A 20860-nucleotide genomic window follows, 5' to 3' on the forward strand; every position below is an offset into this window, starting at 1 on the left:
AGAAAAAAATGCTAAAACACATCCTTTTCTGACGGCACGTTTGTGTGCCGGATGCATCTACTCCACACACCTCCTTCCGCCATTCGTTGAATTATCAATTATCAACTATCAATTCTCAACTGAAATGGGATATTTATTCACATCCGAATCGGTGTCTGAAGGACACCCCGACAAAGTGGCCGATCAAATATCGGACGCTGTGCTTGACAAACTGTTGGCCTACGACCCCAGTTCGAAAGTAGCTTGCGAAACTCTGGTTACTACCGGTCAGGTAGTGCTGGCTGGAGAAGTGAAAACCAAAGCGTACGTTGACATGCCTCTCATCGCACGCGAAGTAATCAAGAAAATCGGCTATACCAAAGGCGAGTATATGTTCGAGAGCAATTCGTGCGGCGTGCTGAGCGCCATCCACGAGCAGAGCCCCGACATTAACCGCGGCGTGGAGCGACAGGACCCCATGGAACAAGGTGCCGGAGACCAGGGAATGATGTTCGGCTACGCCACCAACGAAACGGAGAATTACATGCCGCTTTCACTGGACCTTGCACACCGCATCCTGCAAGTGCTGGCGGATGTCCGTCGCGAAGGCAAGGTGATGACCTACCTCCGTCCCGACGCCAAGAGCCAGGTGACCATCGAATATGATGACAACGGCACACCCGTACGCATCGACACCATCGTAGTCTCCACCCAGCACGACGACTTCGTCCAGCCTGCCGACGACAGTGATGCCGCCCAGCTGAAGGCCGACGAGGAAATGCTCGCCCAAATCCGCCGGGATGTAATCGAGATTCTGATGCCGCGTGTCATTGCTTCCATCCATCATGAAAAGGTGCTGGCACTGTTCAACGACCATATCACATACCACGTCAACCCCACGGGTAAGTTCGTAATCGGTGGTCCTCACGGTGACACCGGGCTGACGGGACGCAAGATTATCGTAGATACCTACGGCGGCAAGGGTGCCCATGGCGGCGGCGCTTTCTCCGGAAAGGACCCCTCTAAGGTAGACCGCAGCGCAGCTTATGCAGCCCGCCACATTGCCAAGAATCTGGTAGCTGCCGGCGTTGCCGACGAAATGCTGGTGCAGGTAAGTTACGCCATCGGTGTGGCACGCCCCATCAATATTTTCGTAGATACTTATGGCCGCAGCCACGTCAATATGAGCGACGGTGAGATTGCCCGTAAGATTGACGAGCTGTTCGACCTTCGCCCCAAGGCAATAGAAGACCGCCTGAAACTGCGCAACCCCATCTATCAGGAGACTGCCGCCTACGGACACATGGGCCGCGAGCCGCAGACCATCGTCAAGCATTTCAAGAGCCGCTACGAAGGCAACAAGGACATTGAAGTGGAACTCTTCACCTGGGAGAAGCTGGACTATGTGGACAAGGTGAAAGCCGCATTCGGTTTATAATCAGCATAGCTTTACGGCTATTTATATAGAAGGCTGCCCTTCTGCAGATACCGATGTTTCGGAGGATGCAGAAGAGGCGGCCTTTGTTGTTTTGGTCTTGCTCTTCAAATGGATTTTTTCACCGGCAGTACAAACACGAACCTTGCCCCCTCCTTGTACTCCTTGTCCAGCAGCACTTTCCCTTTCAGCCGTTCGGCGATGAGGCGGCAGATATTGAGTCCCAGGCCGGTGCCTTGCCCGAAGTTGTCGGCCTTTTCAAAACGTTCGAAGATGGTTTCCGAGTATTCCGGGGGAATGCCGGTACCGGTATCGGTGACGGAGAAGGTGACGTATCCGGGATTCTCTGTGAGAGAGCAGTGCAGGCGGATTTCGCCTTGTGTGGTGTGTTTCTCTGCATTGGTAAGGAAGTTGATGAGTATCTGGCACACGCGTTGTCCGTCGGTAATCAGTTCGTAGCAGTCGTCCACTTCGGAGGTGTAGTAGAGCTTCACGCCTTCGGGCTTGCGGTGTTCAACGGTGGTTATGGCTTCCCGGCAGAGCTTGTTGCAACTGTGCGGCGCTATCTTCATGGTGTATCTGTTGCTTTCCAACTCGGCTGCGCTGAGGATGTCCCCCACCAGTGTAAGGAGGAGGTCGGAATTGTGCTGTATGAGATGGCAGAAATCCTGCCTTTCCTCTTGGGAAAGGTTCGCGTCGGGGGAAGTGATGAGTTGTGAGAAGCCCACGATAGAGTTGAGCGGTGTCCGTATTTCGTGACTCATGTTCTGCAGGAAGATGCTCTTTGCCTTGTTGGCTGCTTCGGCTTGGTCGCGCGCTTCGGAAAGTTCCTCGTTCTTGTGGCATAGTTCGAGGTTGACTTTACGTTTGCGGTGGAGGTAGAGTATCAGGAAAAGCAGGGATAACAGTAAAAAGCCGGTGACAATGCTGAAAAGAGTGATGCGGTAGCGCGAGGTGGCCTGTATGTTTTCCATTTTCAGACGTTCGGCGCCTATCTGGGTGTTCAGTTCGGCGATGTCCGACAGTTGCAGGAGATTGTTCGTCGAATCCAACTGCTGGTGGTATTTTTTCAGATATTTGATGGCATTGGGATAGTCTTTGGCGCATTCGTAAATGTAGGCATGTTGTTGCAAGCCTTCCTCGGACAATTGGTCAGCGTGGGCATGGGCCTGCTCATACTGTTTGTCCAGTATGTTCTTGCTGATGTGGGCTATCAGTAGGGAAACGCTGGCAGAGAGCTTGCAACGGTCCGCCATTTGTACGGCTTCTTTATAGCAGTCGTTGAATTCATCTATACGTCCCTGCCGGAATAGTACCAGGCATTTCTCTATCATGGCTTGGGCTGTGTTCCGTTCTGTTTTGGCGCTCTTCAAGGCTTTTTCGCAATAGTCCAGTGCGGTGGCGTAATCTTTTTGGGTGTTACGGTAATATTCGGCAAGGCTTGAGTATAGTTGGCTGGGATCTTGGTCGGGCATATTCTTCAGCATATAGTCCAAGGCTTCCTGATAGTATTGGGTGGAGAGGTCGAAGTTTCCGCGTGATTTGTAGATATGGCCCATGGTTCGGATACAGCTGAAGATACCGTAAGGGTATCTGTCGGCAAAAGCTTGCTTTTTCATTTTTTCCGCTTTCTGCAAGGCGAGCAATGAGCGTTGTTGGTTCAGGAAGTAGATGATTTCGCTGCTCCAAGCGTGATAATAATATTGCAGATAGTTATTGGCACGTGAAATCTCTTTCAGGTCAGTGGATGCCTTTTCTATTTTGCTATCATCTTTTTGGGATATATAGAACTGCAGGGGGATGATGTATGCCAGGCATTGTGCTTTTTTGTCACCGAGTTTCAGGGCTTGTTGATACAAAGTGTCGGCCACCAGCAACCCCTCTTGCTGGCGTGCCTGCTTGGCGGCCCGCTGGTAGATGGGGTAGAGTGCATCATCTATCTTGTAGGGATTGTTCTGTGCTGCGGAAGGTAGGGACACCCATACTGAAAGCACTAAAAAACATAACCTTGAAAGAATGCACTTCCTCTTTGTTCTATTGGATGGAATAAGCATGTTTTTTTCCGGATACTTATTATTATGCCTATGGCATCGCAAAAATAAGATAAAAGAATAAATTACAAGCTTTTTTTGTATAATTTCTCTGTTTGCTTGTTGAATGATCCTTGCCAGGAGCTTTCTTACGAAATTTCCGGTGATAATGCCGCCCTCTACATCATCATATTCTTCCTTATCGAGAACTTCACGATGGCCATTGCATTGACTGCCGCCAGCGGCAGGTCCATGGGGTCGTGGTGGTTGTTGTAGCTCACCAGACGGATGCAGTCCGGCCGTTCCGAGTGGTTGACGTATTTCACTGCCAGGTATTCGTCGCCGCCCCGTTCGAAGGAGACGAGATACATTTCACCGTAGATGACGTCGGTGAAGTCGCGGATGGACTTAAAGCCTACGATGTCGCCGGACTTGAGGATGGGATACATCGAGTCGCCCGAGACGTAGACGGCACCGTCGCACACAGGGATATTGGGAATTACAATCCGCCCCAAGGCGTACTGCGGGCGGTCAGCCAGCAGTGTCTTCAGGTTGGCGGCGGCAGAGATGTCATAGAGGGTCACGCTACGGTCGTCCATAGGGTCGGCTGTTTTCGGTGTGTGAAGTATTTCCACTTCACCTTGTACCAAGTCATTGTCACAGAATTTTGAATGATGTGCAGGCGAGCCCTTTCCCGTCAGCAGCCAGTTGTAGTCCACGTCGTCCAGGCTGCCCAGCAGCAGGGGGAAGTCGATGCTGTTGCGGGCGTTCCAGTTGCTCAGTGTGGAGCGTGATATACCCAGAAAGGCGGCAAGTTCGCTGTCTGTCTTGAATTCTTTCGCCAGTTTGGCACGTTTTATGATGTCTGCCGCACAAAATACCGGGTCTTTGTCATTCGCCATATTCTTCAGTTTTTACGTGTAAATTATTCAGAAACTATTATCTCCTCATTTATACTGTCTTACGTCTTATTTAAGAATTTAATTCCCGATTTGTTTGTTTTATAAATGAAAACAGCATTATCTTTGTTGGGACAAAAATACATATCATGTTTTATAAATGCAAATAAAAGGGAGGGATTTATGGAAAATACACATCTGGTCTTTTATCCGGAAGCATCCGAATTTAGCAAAAATACTTACGAATTTGAAAAAATGGGCATCCGCCTTGCCGGATGTATAGATGAGGTGCGTTGGAAGTATAGATGCAACGCGCTGGATGTATAGATAGAATACGCTGGATATATACTTCCAGCAAACAGCCCCTACAAGCATCTTTGGCAGGGGCGTGCCGAAAAAATATTATTGTACTAATTTTTAACAAAAAATGGTTATGGAACAGATTATTGAAAAAAATGTTCGTTTCTGTGGATGTTGCCACAGAGAACTGCCCGTTGATTCTTTTTATGTAGACAAGCGTACGCTTGCCCCCGACAATTATTGCAAGGAATGCCGTAGGGCGATGAGCAACGCCCGCTACCGCCGCTCACTTCCTGCAGGCAATCCCCTCCGTTATCCGGTCATCACTGAAATTTCGGACTGTACTCTTCGTATGTATCTTATTCTGAATGCTTTGAAGGTAGTGCGCGAAAGCGTGCTCCGCAAGCGGAAACGCCTATGCGAAGCAGGTGATATAGAATGATACAAGCCGCTCTCTCCCCCTAATCACTAACCCCTAATTATCAAACCATGTCCAGAATCAAAAAACGGGGACTTGACTATTTCCCCTTGAACACAGACTTCATGCACGACCGTCTGGTGCGCCGCATCATGAAACGTGAGGGTGACGGCTCCTTTGCCATTCTGCTGGGCGCCCTCTCCTGCATTTATGCCGACGAAGGCTATTACGTGTGTGCCGACGAGCTTTTCTACGAAGACCTTTCCGCCTGCCTCTATGAAAAGACGGCTGCCGACGTGAAGCGCATTCTTGCCCTGGCTGTGGAGTACGGCATTTTCAATGCCGCCCTTTTCGGCAAATACGCCATCCTGACTTCTGCCGAGATACAGCGGCAGTATCTGTTCAGTACCAAGCGCCGGAAATCTTCCGCCATAGACACACGTTATTGTCTGGTGGATGATTCTCAGAGCGATGACGAGGCCGCGCCGACTGCCGCCGGGAGAGTGCCGTCTGCCAATGGAAGCGTGCCGTCCGCTGCCGAAAGTGCAGCATTTAAGCCCGAAAATGCGACATCGGGTACATATAGCACAGCAGAGCATAGCACATCACAACACAGCAAAGAAAATCCCCTCCTCCATAGTTCCCCCGGAACTGGGGGCACTGAGGGCGCGGATGTGCCATCCGCGGAGGGGGAATATCTTCGGAAAATAGAGCAACTGCAACCGCCGCAGGATGGCACGGACCGCAACCTGGACGGGTTGCTTTTCAATCTGAAGCAGTTCCATATTCCTCCGCAAGAGCAGTATGCCATTATCCTCAAAAGTAATTTCGGTGCTATCGGCCACCCTTTGTGGAAGGGCTTCTATGCCTTGCGCGAGAGTCATGGCAAGATACGGCAACCGGGGCGATACCTGCTGAGCCTGTGTTGTAAGTAAAGTTTTCGATTTGTGAATAAATTCATGAAGAAAAACGGTTTTTTTAATTTGCACACTTTTCCGGATAGCATTATCTTTGCAATGTGGTTAAGCTTAATACACGAAAATAAAACAATGTTGTTTCATTTGAAAAAAACGAATCCTTGAATTTCAAGACAAACTATTAATTTTTAAAACAAAACTACTATGCCAGTAATTTACAAATCATTTCAGTCGGTTCTTGCCAACAAAGAGGGCAAGAAGCTTTTCTATCCCCGCGTGGTGCTGACGGGGAATGTGGACACCGAGCAGGTGGCTAAGGAGATTGCGGAGTTGTCTTCCCTCTCTACGGGTGACTCGAAGAATGTCATCGACAACCTGGTGACCGTGATGACTCGCCACCTGCAGTCTTCCGAGAGCGTGACGCTGGACGGTCTGGGTACTTTCCGCCTTACGATGAAGTCCACCATGAACGGTGTGGAAGACCCTCTGAAGGTGTCGGCTACCCAGTCCACACTACGAGTGCGTTTTCTGCCCACCTCCAAGCGTAATCTGGACCATACGGTGTCTACCCGTTCGCTGGTGACCGGGGTGAAGTGCGTGCGCTTCGACCTTCAGGACACGGCAGGTTCGGGCGGCAACGACGGTGGCTCGGGCGGTAACGACGGTGACCAAGGTGAAAATCCGTTGGGATAAGGCCATTTACGATTTGACGATTTACGATGTACGATTGAAATTCGTACTGCTAAATAACCGCGCCTATGCAGGCATTTATGATACGAAAAGTAATCGTACATCGTAAATCGTCAAATCATAAATTACTAATCTTCAATCATTAATCACTAACTAATCTTATGCGAAAAATCAACTACATCGTGGTGCATTGCAGCGCCACGCGGGAGGGCCATGCGCTCACTCCCGAAGCTCTGGAGACAGAGCACCGCCGTCGCGGCTTCCGCACGACGGGCTATCACTACTATATCCGGAGAGACGGTACCGTGCTCGGAACCCGTTCCCTGGAACTGCCCGGTGCGCATTGTCGCGGTCACAACAAGTATTCGATAGGCATCTGCTACGAAGGCGGACTGGATGCCCGGGGAAATCCGAAGGATACCCGTACGCCGGAGCAGCGTTCGGCCCTGCACCTGCTGGTGCACCAGCTGCTACAACAGTTCCGGAACGCCCGTGTATGCGGCCACCGCGACCTCAGTCCCGATTTGGACGGTGACGGGAAGGTGGAGCCGTGGGAGTGGGTGAAGCAGTGTCCGTGCTTCGAGGTAAGTAAAGAATTTTAGAACAATCATCTTTAAAACATGGAATTATGAAAATAAGCAAAGAAACCTGGAAAGATATCTTGAAAATTGTGGGTACCATCATTGCCACCATAGCCAGTGTGCTGGGCGTGCAGGCGATGCCACTGTAGGAGGCTGAAAAGCCAGCAAGGGAATGGGAGAGGCTTGGAAAACAGCTCCCCCATCCCTTATCCCGCAAAACATATTGAATAATTTTTCTAATAACAACGATTTATCATGAAAAGAATATCCTTGTTTTTATTACTGTTCCTTTTACTGAAGGCAACGGTTATGTATTCGCAGGATGGCCATCCTGAAACCAACTTCCGGATTGTTCCGGTATCTCCCAATGCAGCTTCATTGGGAACTTTCGGCATGATACCTACCGACAATTATGTGGGGCAAGCCAATCTGACTATCCCGATCTACGAGATTGACCTTGACGGAAAGAAGTTCCCCATTGCACTATCGTACCATACGGACGGAACACGTGTTGCACAAGAAGCTACTTGGATCGGCCTTGGATGGACCCTCCAGGCAGGAGGGTGCGTCGTCAGACAAGTGCAGGGTACGGACGACTTTGCAGCACGTGGGTGCTATAACCTTACTGATGCTCCGTGGCTGACCAATCCCAGATTTGAAGTGACCGACCAGAATTTGGAGAAGTATATGGGTTATTTCAAAGGTGACTATGATGCCGAACCTGATATGTTTTACTTCAATGCAGGCGGACATTCGGGCTCCATGTATTTCGACGTATTGAAGAACAACCGACAACTGAATGCCGTCCCTACCATCCAAACACAAGAAAAAGTGGTAAAGATGGTATACAATACAAGTAACAAAACATGGACCATGACGGACTTGGAAGGATATGTCTATTCCTTCTCGACAAAAGAAATCACATACTATTTCTTAAATACCATTGATTTTTTTCAAACAGATATAACTAGAAGTCATATATTTCCATACTATAACGAACCGCAGATTGTAACAGCCTGGATGCTTGACTCTGTGACATCTCCCAACGGTGGAAAGATTACGTTTAGTTACAAAAAAGAAAGTATTTTTACTCCCATTTCTACTACAGAAGACGTTATATCTTTGTCTAAAATAGTGAATGGCCAATTGTCTTCACAATCTCCGCAGTATTTCACCAATAAGTTCAACTACAATTACTCATACTCCAAGATAGAGCAATGGACATTGTCGGCTATTACTTTTGAAGGGGGTAAAGTAGAATTCGGTACAACTGATCGTGAGGATATAGAGAGTGCGGAAACCGGAAAAAAGGTACAGAAGCTGTCGAGTATCAAGGTGAGTGATACTGCCGGTAACCTTATCAAGACCACCATGCTGGAGTATAAATATCTGCTTAGCGGAATGGCTGCCACTACCAATGGTTATGATGACCGTTTGTTATTGTCGAAGGTATATGATGTGGCTGGTTCGAAGAAGAACAATGTATATACCATGGATTACAATATGGGGAAATTGCCGCCCAAACGCTCTCTGTCTGTAGATGCCTGGGGATTCTACAACGGTGCGTCACCAATGACTGCTTCTTTAAAGATTAGCCCCAGCATTTATTGGTCGGAGTCGATAAAGCCGAGCAGTAAGACGAGCTTGTTTAAAGAAGGTATGGACCGTTCATTCAATGAGGCGTTGTGCAAGATAGGGACGCTGCGCACTATCACCTATCCTACGGGTGGCACAACTACCTTTGAGTATGAAGGACATCGTTTTGAAACTTTGCCTATGATGCCCCCCTTGCGCGAAGGAACCCTTAACCTGGTAGACAACGGTATGCCGCCCGTAGCACCCGGAGCTCCTGTCCTTATGTATATTGGCGAGCCTTTTGAAGTGGACGATGCCAATCCCAAGATTATCATCCGCAGAAGACATGACGAACCTCATCCCAGTGAACATCTTGCTTCGTCGCTTACTTACACAACACAACTCGAAAAGAAAGAGGGTAATGGTTATAGAACCTTGTTCTCTTCTCCCGATTATGATGTGATGGAGCCCTGGCCTGATGACACTGAAAAGCAACTGGACAGAGGTACGTATCGTGTGACATTGGCAGTGCAGAATGTAAGGTTGGAGTATCCTATCAATATTTCGGTAGAGATAGTAGGCAAAACGAATGCTCCCTTGGATAAGGATTACCTGGGTGCCGGGCTGCGCATCAAGTCCATCACGAATACGGACGGCAACGGTAACCAGAGTTGGCGTAAGTTTGAATATCAGGATGCAAAGCTGATGGTGAAGCCGGTATTCAACGCACCGGTCTATGTAGAACAAATGCAAAGTTGGGCAGGAAACTGGATGAATGCTTACTATGAACTGATTCAATCTGCTCCTTATATCCCTTTGACGAATCTTTCCAGAGGAAACCTTGTGGGATATACGGCGGTCAGTGAATCATATGGCGACATGGATACTCAGGGATATACCACTTACAGATACCATAACGTTCCGGATGAGGTTACTGATATATACCTGGCCGGTATTCCTACGGTGCCTGACTATGAGAACGGTAAACTTTCGTCGGTAGAATATAGGGATAAAAATCATAAACTGCTGAAGAGAGAGGAGTACACCTACTCACCTTCTTCTTCGGAAGAGGTTTGGGCACCGAAAATACGCAACTATTATTTCAATCCGGATTATTCCTATCCTACCCGTACCATGCAGCCTTACAATCTGTGGGCACAATCGTACTATCTCAGCAAGAAAGTGACTACCGACTATCGCGCTGAAGGCAATATAGTGGACGAAGAGAGATATGCCTATACTGATTATGGGGTACTTTCTTCTTTAAAGAGTAACAAGCATGGGGTGGAGAAAGAAAAGCAGTTTAAATATGCAAACAGCTTTACAGATGCCGTTTCCGTCAAGATGAAAGGGAAATATATGGTGGGTATGCCTATAGAACATGTCGAACTCTCTGCCGGCAAAGTGGTGAATGCGTCGAAGACGGAATATAAAGATACGCTTAATATGATATTGCCCAAACGTACGTTGAGATTCAACTCTACTACTCCCAAGACGCTGGCCGATTATGCGGGAGCCTATGTGCAGGATATTTGGTTTGGCAAGTACACTTCGAGAGGCCGGCTGCTGGGTTATATACGCAACAATTTGCCGGTGAGCTTCCTATGGGCCTATAACAATCTTTATCCGGTGGCCAAGATAGAAGGAAAGACGTATGAGGCTGTAGAGAAAATCTCGTCGGCGAGCATCAGCCAACTGCCGGCCAATGCGAATACTGCGTCTATTACAGCTGTCCTGAACACAGTGCGAAACGGGCTTGCCAACGACAATGCTTTGGTTACTACCTATCTCTATCGCCCGCTTGTGGGTGTTACGGAAATTGTAGAACCGAATAAAGAGAAAGCGACCTTTACCTATGATGACTTCAACCGCTTGTTCCAGGTTAAGGAGCATAATGGAAAGGTAGTGAATGAATATCAGTATAATTACAAACCCCAATGAAACGAAAGAACTGTATGAAACGAAAATATATGTTTATGGCGTTGTTGTGTTATGCATTGACAACAGCGGCGCAGGATGCCAGCCATAATTATGTGCGTACCCGTAGCATGCTGGATGAAACGGGAGGTAAATATCTGGACAAGGTGGAGTATTTTGATGGCCTGGGACGTCCGTTCCAGACGGTATTGAAGAAGGTGACGGCAAGCAGCAGCAATCTGGTGACGTTGCAGGAGTATGACGTTGCAGGACGTGCCGCGAATTCCTGGCTGCCGATAGTCTCGTCTGCCGAGTATGTGGCGCCTGCTTCTTTCAAGAGCAGTGCGCCCGGCAACTATGGCAACGACTCGCGTCCTTACGGCCAGCCGGTGTACGAGGCTTCTCCGCTGAACCGTACCGTCAAGGAATACGGACCGGGAGCCGCATGGCATGGCGGGCATTCCGTCAATACGGACTATCTGGCCAACAGTACGGCTAACGCGCAGTTGAACTGCATCAACTATAGCGTAAGCAGTGCAGGCGCACTGACGAGCAACGGCAGCTATGCTTCCGGCCAGCTTTCGGTCGTCAAGACCACCGATGAAGACCTGAACGTGAGCTACACCTTCACCGACAAGATGGGACATGTTGTATTGTCCCGTCAGATGAAGGGCAGCGAAACGCACGACACTTACTATGTGTATGACGACAAAAGCAATCTTTGTTTCGTGCTCCAGCCTATGTACCAGAGCTCGGCCAATCTCGACCAGTATGCCTTCCAGTACAAATACGACGGACGTAACCGTTGTATCTGGAAGAAGCTTCCCGGTGCGGGATATATGGAAATGGTGTATGACAATGCCGACCGTCTGGTATTCTCGCAGGACGGCAACCAGCGTGCCCTTACATCCGGTAACTGGACGTACTACAAGTACGACGGCTTGAACCGTCTGACGGAGCAAGGTGTATGCACCAACAAAGTGACTACTTCGGGCACCACTGTGCACATCAGGAATTACTATGACAACTACGCTTTCCGTGCGCAAGCAGGTTTCAATAACAGCAATTTCCCTGATGATGCTTCGGGCAACGGGAAAGGGGCACTGACGGCAAGTGTGGCAACGGTACTCGGTAGCAGCAACAAGATTTATACGGCACACTACTACGACATCAAGGGACGTGTGGTGAAGACTGTGCAAAGTAATCCTTTGGGTGGTTATGATGTAGCAGCTACCGTCTATACTTTTACAAACAAGCCTGCTACAGTGACCCATACCCACACGGCAAGCGGAAAAACAACCCGCACGGAAGTGTATACTTACAGCTACAACCATGCGGACAGACTCTTGAAAGTAGAGCATACATTAGGCGGCACCAAGATAACCCTTGCCGACTATGCGTATGACAACTTGGGCAGACTGCAATCAAAGTCCCTGCACGGAAGTGCCACCAACAAGCTGACGTATGCCTATAATGTCCGTGGCTGGCTGACGGGTATCAGTGGAACGAAGTTCACACAGAACCTGTACTACAATACCGGTAACGGCACTGCCAGGTACAACGGCAGCATCAGCAGCATGACCTGGAAGGCAGGGAATGAAAGCACCGTCCGCGGCTACAAGTTCACCTACGACGGGCTGGACAGGCTGCTGAACGCGACCTACGGCGAAACAGCCGGCATCAACGCGAACACCGACCGTTTCAGTGAGAATGTAACCGCCTATGACAAGAACGGCAACATCAAGACCCTGCAACGCTACGGTCAGACCGCTGCTTCCGGTTACGGACTGATTGACAACCTGACTTTCACCCTCGCCGGCAATCTGTTGAACCGCGTGGACGATGCGGCAGCGGCTTCCGCCTACGGTGGCGGCTTCGAGTTCAAGGACGGCGTGAAGCAGGCGAACGAATACACCTACGATTCCAACGGAAATTTAACTAAAGATTTAAACAAGGGAATTAGTACAATTACCTATAATGTATTAAATTTGCCCAATATGGTCACGTTCAGTGACGGTAGTACGATTGCCTATACTTATGGTGCCGACGGCACAAAGCTGAAAACTGTCCATAAGACAGGCAGCACTACCACCACGACGGACTATTGCGGAAACGTGGTCTATGAGAACGGTGTTCAGAAGTTGCTGCTGACTGATGAGGGTTATGTTACTTCGAGTGACAGCAAGTATCATTACTACTTGAAAGACCATCAGGGTAATAACCGGGTAGTCATCAACCAGAGCGGCACGGTAGAGGAGACGAACCATTACTATCCGTTCGGTGGTGTGTTTGCAAGTTCAGGCAATGTGCAGCCTTACAAGTACAACGGCAAGGAGCTTGATGCGAAGAAAGGGTTGAACTGGTATGACTACGGTGCAAGGCATTATGATGCGGCGCTGGGGAGGTTTACGACGGTGGATCCGTCTGCGGAAAACTATTATTCAACGAGCCCGTTTACTTACTGTTTAAATAATCCGTTGAATTATATTGATCCGTTGGGAACTGATACTGTAGATGTAAAGGACGTTGATTGGAATAAATTTGATCCGAAGAAGGACGTTGTGGCTTTGGATGAGGTGGCTGTTTCTGTACCTAATGCTTTGACAAAAGTAGGGACTAGAGCTTTAGAACCAATTTCCGGCTTTTGGGGGTATGTGGGTTATTATCTTTTAGATATTGGCTCTACCTATCATAGTGAACAAACGCGGTTTACATATAAGGTAGGAACAGATGGAGTAATAACGGGTGTTGCTCCAATGGTGGGAACCCCTCCTTTGCCTGGTTTTGCAAAGACGTCAAATTTGAATACAATTAGAGGATTATGGAGTTTGACCAAACAAGGATCCTCTAAAGTAATGAAACATCCCATTAGAGGTCTATTTTATAAAAGTAAATCAGATGGGCTATGGTGGGTAAAAGACCAGACAAAGCATGGCGGTAGTTTTTATAAAGTTTATAAAGAGACAAATAAAGGCTTAGAATGGCATAAAGATGCTGATAAGTATGGAAATTTCATAATTAATAAACATAAAAGTGATGTAGGGATTTTTATCCCATGGAAGGAGCTTTCGAAATGAGAAAACAGATATTAAAAATGCAAGAAGGTGAATCTTTCCCATTCTGTTGGGTAAAGTTTGATTCTGATTCTTGTATTGATGTTCAAGGGCATAAAATCGAAATATACATAAAAAAAGATTCAGTTAGCATTGACGACATGAAATCTCTATTTTGTGATTTGTTTGGTACAGTTGTAGATGAATTATCTATCTTTAGTCCATCATGGTGGGACTTTTGCATAGATACTTGGAATATTCAAGAGAATACATTTTGCTACGACCCTCAATTTTTGTCTAAAGAAACGGTATCTTATTTGCATATCTTGCAAGATTCGAATATTGCTAAAGGATATTCTGGCTGTTGTGTCTGTAATGATTGGGATACTTACCTATCTGTTGCATTAGATTGTATTATGAAAGGAATTGCTCCTTATGGAAACTTTATATATAACTCAAAGGAACAATTCTTCTTCTATTTTCATCATACCGGTAGTATAGGGCTTTATTATGAAAATGAAACTCCATCTATATTTGCATTAAGAAAGAATGATAAATATGAGGTGTTATCTTGCTCTGATGTGAGTAGATTATCTCAAATAGAATGATTTTTAATCGCTATCCTAACATCAGATATCCTATATCTTACATGTTAGGATAGCCTTTTTCAGATTTAACCGAAGGAATTAGCAGCATTCAATATAATGTATTAAATTTGCCAACGGGCGTCACTTTTGCTTCCGGCGGTTTCATACAGCATGGCTATACTGCCGACGGCATCAAGCGGCGCATGATGTATAAGGAGGCAGATGGTTCGGGCAATCCGGTTCCTACTGTGTATTGCTGCAATGTGGTCTATGAAAACAGTGTTGGCAGGCTTCTTCTTACGGAAGAGGGGTATGTTACGCTTTCGGACAAGAAGTACCACTATTACCTGCAGGACCATCAGGGAAACAACCGCGTAGTCCTCAGTTCCAGCGGTGCTGTTGAGGAAGCGAACCATTACTATCCCTTCGGTGGTGTGTTTGCAAGCTCAGGCAATGTGCAGCCTTACAAGTATAACGGCAAGGAGTATGATGCGAAGAAGGGGTTGAACTGGTATGATTATGGTGCAAGGCATTATGATGCGGCATTGGGTAGGTTTACGACTAATGACAGATTTGCTGAGAAGTATCATTCGATGTCTCCGTATCAGTATGGGGCTAATAATCGTAGTTCAAAAATCATTAAATAAAGCTGGTATAGAAACAATGAACAAAATGAGAGTAATCAATAGGCAAACTGGGGACATTTTCAATGTAAAAGTAAATCCTTATTTGCCAAGTAAGGCATATCAGGCTATAGAAAAGAACAATCCATTAGGATACATAATAAGGAGAAATAAATGATACTAAAAGGGAATATGTTAAAATTAACAATACCGTTTTTTTGGGCTGTACAAAGTATTTGGCTTTTATCGTTTAAATCCATTGAGACCTTTATTGCCGCAATCATATTGTTATTAATATCATTTCTTGGAATAGTTATTAAGAGTAATACCTATAACATTATATTTTTAGGTATATGCTTTTTATATTCAGTAGCTTTAGGTCTTATAATGTTCCTTTTATTTCTATTCTTTGAATTGCCTATGATATATATATTGGTCCCTATTATGAATTTTATAGTTTTGGTATATATGTTAAGGAAGTATGGACGAAGGTAACGAAGTGATTTGCAGCAGATATTCTTCATCTGATGTGTTTTAATATTGCTGAGATGCCCCCTAAAAGTATTTTATCCAACTTTTAGGGGGCATTGTATCTAATCTTTGGACTTTTTAGTATTCCTGACACCTTGAGAGGTATTGTCTTGTCGGACATCTCATAATCAGCCTGTTCAACGTGAACTATTCTTGAAGTATCAGGTTGATGATTCGAGTAAGGTAACGCTTGCCGCCTACGCTTATGACAATCTGGGCCGTCTACAGAGCAAGTCGTTGCACGGTTCTGCCGTGAACAAGCAGTCGTACACTTACAATGTCTGCAGCTGACTGACGGGTATCAGTGGAAGCAAGCTTACGCGGAATTTGTTTTACAACAGCCAAATACAATAACAGCATCAGCAGCATGACTTGGAAGGCAGGGAATGAAAGCACCGTCCGCGGCTACAAGTTCACCTACGACGGGCTGGACAGGCTGCTGAACGCGACCTACGGCGAAACAGCCGGCATCAACGCGAACACCGACCGTTTCAGTGAGAATGTAACCGCCTATGACAAGAACGGCAACATCAAGACCCTGCAACGCTACGGTCAAACCGGAGCTTCTACCTATGGTCTGATTGATAACCTGACTTTCACCCTCGGTGGTAATCAGTTGACCCGTGTAGATGATGCTGTAGCCACATCTGCTTACAACAACGGTTTCGAGTTCAAGGACGGCGTGAAGCAGGCGAATGAATACAACTACGATTCCAACGGTAATTTAACTAAAGATTTAAACAAGGGAATTACCAATATATCGTATAATTGTTTAAATTTGCCTAGTGTAGTAACTTTTAGTGATGGTAGCACGATTACCTATACTTATGCAGCCGACGGCACAAAGCTGAAAACTGTCCATAAGACAGGCAGCACTACCAGCACGACGGACTATTGCGGAAACGTGGTCTATGAGAACGGTGTTCAGAAGCTGCTACTGACTGATGAGGGTTATGTTACTTTGAGCGACAACAAGTACCATTATTATTTGAAAGACCATCAGGGTAACAATCGGGTAGTCATCAACCAGAGCGGCACGGTAGAGGAGACGAACCATTACTATCCATTTGGAGGGGTGTTTGCAAGTGCAGGCAATGTGCAGCCTTACAAGTACAACGGGAAGGAGTATGATGGCAAGAAGGGGTTGAATTGGTATGATTATGGAGCACGTATGTATGATGCAGCATTGGGTAGGTTTATGACAGTTGATCCACTGGCAGAGAAGTATTATCCGATGAGTCCGTATGGGTATTGTTTGAATAATCCTATCAAATTTATTGATGCAGACGGGAGACTGCCAAGAATTTATATCGAAAGAAAAGGTTTTGGACATGCATTTGTAACAGTTGGCAATGGTGATAATACAATTGTGTATACCTATGGTAGATATGGAGAATTGGGAAAAGATAAAAGTTCGGCACGGAATACTTCGCCTACAGGAGAAGGAGTGCTTATTAAATTGACGGGTAGAGATGCTATTAGCTTTATTCAGGATCAAATGCTTGCTAATGAAGCAGTGGGATATGAGTTTACAAAAGGTTCAGATGAACTTGTTTCGAAACACTTTGATAAGCAATTAGATAATAGTAATAAAATACCTCAAAAAGGTAAGTATGCAGGTAAAGAAAATGCGAAAGTTATTGATGAATATAATTTATTTATTAACAACTGCGCTACCACTTCCATAAAAGGTATACAAGAGGGAGTAAAAAAAGATTTGGATTTGAAAGATTCTAAAGCCCCTGCTTCTTTAGGAGACCGTTTGAAAGTAATGTCTAAAGAGGATGAGCATAGTATCAGAAGAATTACTTATAATGAAATAAAGAAAGAGTTTAATTTGCATGGAGCTGGAACAAAATGGTAATTATGAAAAAGGTTATTTTAATGGTATTTCTGATATTCTCATTGTTGATGATTGTCTATGGGATAGGTTTTATTCTTAATTATTATTTAGTGATAAAATATTCCATAGAAGACTGTTTGCCCTTAGGTGGTAAAGGCACTTTCCCGGTAGTGAGTGACAGATTAGATGAAATACATGCTCTTGTCAATTATGCTGAAATAGTAGTTATATATGCAATTTATGCTTTATCATTGGCTGTATATTGGTTGCTTAACATTAATAAGAAATAATCTGTCTTAGTTGACTAATCTCTTTAATAACTATCCTAACATCAGATAGCTCATATCTTGCATGTTAGGATAGCTTTTTTTCTTTCTAATACTGATACGACGGCCTTAACCGTCTGACTGCTTTCACCCACGGCGCAGGCCGCTATACAGAAAAGGTGACCGGTTACGACAAAAACGGCAATATCCTGTCTTTGCAGTGCTACGGGCAGACCTCCGCATCAGTCTACGGCTTGATCACTCTTACGGGCAATCTGCTGAATCGTGTGGACGATACCGCTACGACTTCTGCTTACAACAACGGTTTCGAGTTCAAGGACGGCGTGAAGCAGGCGAATGAATACAACTACGATTCCAACGGGAATTTAACTAAAGATTTGAACAAGGGAATTACCAATATATCGTATAATTGCTTAAATTTGCCCAGTGTGGTGACGTTCAGTGACGGCAGCACCGTCACCTATACCTATGCAGCCGACGGCACAAAGCTGAAAACTGTCCATAAGACAGGCAGCACTACCACCACGACGGACTATTGCGGAAACGTGGTCTATGAGAACGGTGTTCAGAAGTTGCTGCTGACCGATGAAGGCTATGTTACTTTGAGCGACGGCAAGTACCATTACTACTTGAAAGACCATCAGGGTAATAACCGGGTTGTGATTAACCAAAGCGGCACGGTAGAGGAAGCGAACCATTACTATCCCTTCGGTGGTGTGTTTGCAAGTTCAGGCAATGTGCAGCCTTACAAGTACAACGGCAAGGAGTATGATGGCAAGAAGGGGTTGAACTGGTATGACTACGGGGCACGGCATTATGATGCGGCGCTGGGGAGATTTACAACGAATGATAGGTTTTCCGAGAAGTATCACTCATTGTCTCCGTATCAGTATGGAGCGAATAATCCAGTGAATACCATTGACATCAATGGAGATAGCTTGCTTATTGTAACTCCAGCAGCTATTGAAGCTATTTACAATGGTTTGCAGGATGGTAGTAACATAAAGATGCAATTCAATAATGGTATATTGGATCCAACTTCCATTGCGAAACAAGCTAATAGTAGTAATGATTTCTTTCTGAAAGACTTATTTGAGATTGCCAATAGTGAGAAAATGGTAGAACTGTCATTATCTGATAAGAATACATATAAAATGAATGGGAAGACTGTAGAAGAAACTTTTGGTACTCCTTATGACGATGATGATAGCGAAATACCTGCTCATCAAAAAGAAGAGTATTCAAAGGCTGGAGTCCCTTTTGGAAAACATATTCAAGGAAATTTAGGTCAGACATTAGTACCTGACAAGAGGTTAGCTTCCGGTAAGAGTTCAACCAATAGCCATGTACAAGTCATAATTAATAAGAATGGCACTTTGAATCATCGAACAGTTGGGATTGCACACGAATTTGGGCATGTTATTTTATACTTGAGGAATGTACCGTTTAGCCACGGACAGCCAGGGGTCAATAATTTTATATACAATAAAAGAGCTGATGTAATGTCAAAACGATTAGGATATGACTATTAAATTAAAACTATTTTTCATGTTTATTATGCTTCCGCCATTATTGTACGGACAAAATAAGTTGGTGGAAGAAAGTATAATATATTCAAGTGATATAAGTTCCTATAAAAAGAAGATAGAAAAAACTATCTTTTTTGATACTGAGACCAACTTACCAGTTTTTGAATTGATATTGGATACTGCAAGATCTTCTAAAATGTATACTTCTTATTATTTTAGGAAGCGGTTGCGAGAAGTCTCAACGGAAATTTCTTATATTGGTGGAAACGAATCATTAAGGAAATACCAAGATAGTCTTTATTGGGAAAACTACAATGGTGATGAACAGAATGCCTCTTGTTTATACACTATTCTTTTTGACAGAAAACTTAAAATTAGAGAAATAAAAATTGTGAAAAGGGCAGGGTATAATAACTCCAAGTATAATTACGATAAGTTAATAAAAAAAATACTCCTATCCACTGAAGGAAGTTGGCAAAAAACGAATAATGCACTTTCTGAAGAATGGTATTTTATATTTGGACGTTTCTTGATAAGATAAAATATTCTGTTTCAGTGTATGTTCTTCCCCCATTGTTCCCAAGTCCCCGAATCTCTGATTCAATAAACTAAATGATTCCCTGCTTATGTCTTTTGAATATAAGCAGGGAATTTGTTTTTCAGTTTGGCTTCGTGAATCATCTGCCTTTTGCTTTCTATACGCAATTTTTCCGGTCAGCTTTCGGTTATTAAAACCACCGATGAAGACCTGAACGTGAGCTACACCTTTACCGATGAGATGGGACATGTTGTATTGACGCGTCAGATGAAAGGCAGTGAAACGCACGACACTTACTATGTGTATGACGACAAAAGTAATCTTTGTTTCGTACTCCAGCCTATGTACCAGAGCTCGGCCAATCTCGACTTGTATGCTTTTCAGTACAAATACGACGGACGCAACCGCTGTATCTGGAAGAAGCTTCCCGGTGCGGGATATATGGAAATGGTGTATGACAATGCCGACCGCCTGGTATTCTCGCAGGACGGCAACCAGCGTGCCCTTACATCCGGTAACTGGACGTACTACAAGTACGACGGGCTGAACCGCCTGACGGAACAGGGGACTTGTACCAACAAAGTGACCACTTCTGGAACGAATGTACTTGTGCAGCACTTCTATGACAGTTACGCTTTCCGTTCGCAAGCAGGTTTCAATAACAGCAATTTCCCTGATGATGCTTCGGGCAATGGAAAAGGTGCCTTGACTGCAAGTGTGGCAACGGTACTTGGTAGTAGTAACAAGATTTATACCGCATACTACTATGACATCAAGGGCCGTGTGGTGAAGACTGTACAAAGTAATCCTTTGGGTGGTTATGATGTAGCAGCTACCGTCTATACTTTTACAAACAAGCCTGCTACAGTGACCCATACCCACACGGCAAGCGGAAAAACAACCCGCACGGAAGTGTATACTTACAGCTACGACCATGCGGACAGACTCTTGAAGGTGGAGCATACGCTAGGCGGCACCAAGATAACCCTTGCCGACTATGCGTATGACAACTTGGGAAGACTGCAATCAAAGTCCCTGCACGGAAGTGCCACCAACAAGCTGACGTATGCCTATAATGTCCGTGGCTGGCTGACGGGAATTAGTGGAAGCAAGTTTACACAGAATCTG

General features: G+C 45.5%; 14 protein-coding genes and 4 pseudogenes. 16 read left to right on the forward strand and 2 right to left on the reverse strand.

What is annotated here, in order from left to right:
• Nucleotides 1-124 precede the first annotated feature (124 nt).
• A complete protein-coding gene (gene metK / locus DW800_RS18285) occupies nucleotides 125-1417 on the forward strand; it encodes a methionine adenosyltransferase (protein ID WP_025834620.1) in 1293 nt (430 codons plus the stop codon).
• A 104-nt stretch (nucleotides 1418-1521) separates the two neighbouring features.
• On the opposite strand, the gene DW800_RS18290 is transcribed toward metK, so the two are convergent.
• Nucleotides 1522-3468 carry an ATP-binding protein gene (locus DW800_RS18290; protein WP_119958252.1) on the reverse strand — a complete coding sequence of 649 codons (1947 nt, stop codon included), beginning with the start codon at nucleotides 3466-3468 and terminating at the stop codon, nucleotides 1522-1524.
• 155 nt (nucleotides 3469-3623) lie between these two features.
• Nucleotides 3624-4346, reverse strand: coding sequence for a helix-turn-helix domain-containing protein (locus tag DW800_RS18295; protein ID WP_005825301.1), 723 nt, complete (start codon nucleotides 4344-4346; stop codon nucleotides 3624-3626).
• A 180-nt stretch (nucleotides 4347-4526) separates the two neighbouring features.
• Between DW800_RS18295 and DW800_RS18300 the strand changes: the two genes are divergently transcribed.
• The 15 genes and pseudogenes from DW800_RS18300 to DW800_RS19985 form a co-directional block, all read left to right on the forward strand.
• The gene (locus tag DW800_RS18300; protein ID WP_225982629.1) at nucleotides 4527-4670 is read left to right on the forward strand and encodes a hypothetical protein; all 144 of its coding nucleotides are present in this window, start codon (nucleotides 4527-4529) and stop codon (nucleotides 4668-4670) included.
• A 100-nt stretch (nucleotides 4671-4770) separates the two neighbouring features.
• Nucleotides 4771-5085: a hypothetical protein gene (locus DW800_RS18305; RefSeq protein WP_117704081.1), complete on the forward strand. Its 315-nt coding sequence runs from the start codon at nucleotides 4771-4773 to the stop codon at nucleotides 5083-5085.
• A 47-nt stretch (nucleotides 5086-5132) separates the two neighbouring features.
• A complete protein-coding gene (locus DW800_RS18310; RefSeq protein WP_005834029.1) occupies nucleotides 5133-5996 on the forward strand; it encodes a DUF4373 domain-containing protein in 864 nt (287 codons plus the stop codon).
• A gap of 186 nt (nucleotides 5997-6182) precedes the next feature.
• Nucleotides 6183-6671: an HU family DNA-binding protein gene (locus tag DW800_RS18315; protein ID WP_005825310.1), complete on the forward strand. Its 489-nt coding sequence runs from the start codon at nucleotides 6183-6185 to the stop codon at nucleotides 6669-6671.
• Nucleotides 6672-6829: 158 nt separating this feature from the next.
• Nucleotides 6830-7270: an N-acetylmuramoyl-L-alanine amidase gene (locus tag DW800_RS18320; protein ID WP_057256718.1), complete on the forward strand. Its 441-nt coding sequence runs from the start codon at nucleotides 6830-6832 to the stop codon at nucleotides 7268-7270.
• Between the two features lie 26 nt (nucleotides 7271-7296).
• A complete protein-coding gene (locus DW800_RS19750; RefSeq protein WP_005825315.1) occupies nucleotides 7297-7398 on the forward strand; it encodes a smalltalk protein in 102 nt (33 codons plus the stop codon).
• 106 nt (nucleotides 7399-7504) lie between these two features.
• Nucleotides 7505-10765, forward strand: a complete 3261-nt coding sequence (locus DW800_RS18325) for a hypothetical protein (protein ID WP_119958253.1) — start codon at nucleotides 7505-7507, stop codon at nucleotides 10763-10765.
• A 14-nt stretch (nucleotides 10766-10779) separates the two neighbouring features.
• On the forward strand, nucleotides 10780-13818 hold the full coding sequence (locus DW800_RS18330) for a DUF6443 domain-containing protein (protein ID WP_243634926.1): 3039 nt from the start codon (nucleotides 10780-10782) through the stop codon (nucleotides 13816-13818).
• Nucleotides 13815-14402 (forward strand): hypothetical protein, encoded by a 588-nt coding sequence (locus tag DW800_RS18335; protein ID WP_225982724.1) that lies wholly within the window; start codon nucleotides 13815-13817, stop codon nucleotides 14400-14402. Before DW800_RS18330 ends, DW800_RS18335 begins: the two co-directional genes overlap by 4 nt.
• A 62-nt stretch (nucleotides 14403-14464) precedes the next feature.
• Nucleotides 14465-15004, forward strand: a pseudogene (locus DW800_RS18340) (RHS repeat-associated core domain-containing protein); the annotation flags it as partial.
• A 708-nt stretch (nucleotides 15005-15712) separates the two neighbouring features.
• Nucleotides 15713-17399: pseudogene (locus DW800_RS19975) on the forward strand (RHS repeat domain-containing protein); the annotation flags it as partial.
• Nucleotides 17400-17401: 2 nt separating this feature from the next.
• Complete coding sequence (locus DW800_RS18355; RefSeq protein WP_225982726.1) at nucleotides 17402-17668, forward strand: hypothetical protein; 267 nt, start codon at nucleotides 17402-17404, stop codon at nucleotides 17666-17668.
• 95 nt (nucleotides 17669-17763) lie between these two features.
• Nucleotides 17764-19197 (forward strand): annotated as a pseudogene (locus DW800_RS20145) (RHS repeat domain-containing protein); the annotation flags it as partial.
• Entirely contained in the window at nucleotides 19187-19735 is a 549-nt protein-coding gene (locus DW800_RS18365) for a hypothetical protein (RefSeq protein ID WP_005825326.1), read from the forward strand. The pseudogene DW800_RS20145 and the gene DW800_RS18365, both read left to right, overlap by 11 nt.
• A 147-nt stretch (nucleotides 19736-19882) precedes the next feature.
• Nucleotides 19883-20860 (forward strand): annotated as a pseudogene (locus DW800_RS19985) (RHS repeat-associated core domain-containing protein); the annotation flags it as partial.

Source organism: Bacteroides sp. AM32-11AC, assembly GCF_003603515.1.
Classification (GTDB): domain Bacteria; phylum Bacteroidota; class Bacteroidia; order Bacteroidales; family Bacteroidaceae; genus Bacteroides; species Bacteroides uniformis.

Excerpts from the sequence above, each read along its gene's own strand:
- DW800_RS18325 (WP_119958253.1), top strand. The coding sequence starts at position 7,505 with ATGAAAAGAATATCCTTGTTTTTATTACTGTTCCTTTTACTGAAGGCA.
- DW800_RS18320 (WP_057256718.1), top strand. The coding sequence starts at position 6,830 with ATGCGAAAAATCAACTACATCGTGGTGCATTGCAGCGCCACGCGGGAG.
- DW800_RS18295 (WP_005825301.1), bottom strand. The coding sequence starts at position 4,346 with ATGGCGAATGACAAAGACCCGGTATTTTGTGCGGCAGACATCATAAAA.
- DW800_RS18335 (WP_225982724.1), top strand. The coding sequence starts at position 13,815 with ATGAGAAAACAGATATTAAAAATGCAAGAAGGTGAATCTTTCCCATTC.
- DW800_RS18290 (WP_119958252.1), bottom strand. The coding sequence starts at position 3,468 with ATGCTTATTCCATCCAATAGAACAAAGAGGAAGTGCATTCTTTCAAGG.
- DW800_RS18355 (WP_225982726.1), top strand. The coding sequence starts at position 17,402 with ATGAAAAAGGTTATTTTAATGGTATTTCTGATATTCTCATTGTTGATG.
- metK (WP_025834620.1), top strand. The coding sequence starts at position 125 with ATGGGATATTTATTCACATCCGAATCGGTGTCTGAAGGACACCCCGAC.
- DW800_RS18315 (WP_005825310.1), top strand. The coding sequence starts at position 6,183 with ATGCCAGTAATTTACAAATCATTTCAGTCGGTTCTTGCCAACAAAGAG.
- DW800_RS18330 (WP_243634926.1), top strand. The coding sequence starts at position 10,780 with ATGAAACGAAAATATATGTTTATGGCGTTGTTGTGTTATGCATTGACA.
- DW800_RS18300 (WP_225982629.1), top strand. The coding sequence starts at position 4,527 with ATGGAAAATACACATCTGGTCTTTTATCCGGAAGCATCCGAATTTAGC.
- DW800_RS18310 (WP_005834029.1), top strand. The coding sequence starts at position 5,133 with ATGTCCAGAATCAAAAAACGGGGACTTGACTATTTCCCCTTGAACACA.
- DW800_RS18365 (WP_005825326.1), top strand. The coding sequence starts at position 19,187 with ATGACTATTAAATTAAAACTATTTTTCATGTTTATTATGCTTCCGCCA.
- DW800_RS18305 (WP_117704081.1), top strand. The coding sequence starts at position 4,771 with ATGGTTATGGAACAGATTATTGAAAAAAATGTTCGTTTCTGTGGATGT.
- DW800_RS19750 (WP_005825315.1), top strand. The coding sequence starts at position 7,297 with ATGAAAATAAGCAAAGAAACCTGGAAAGATATCTTGAAAATTGTGGGT.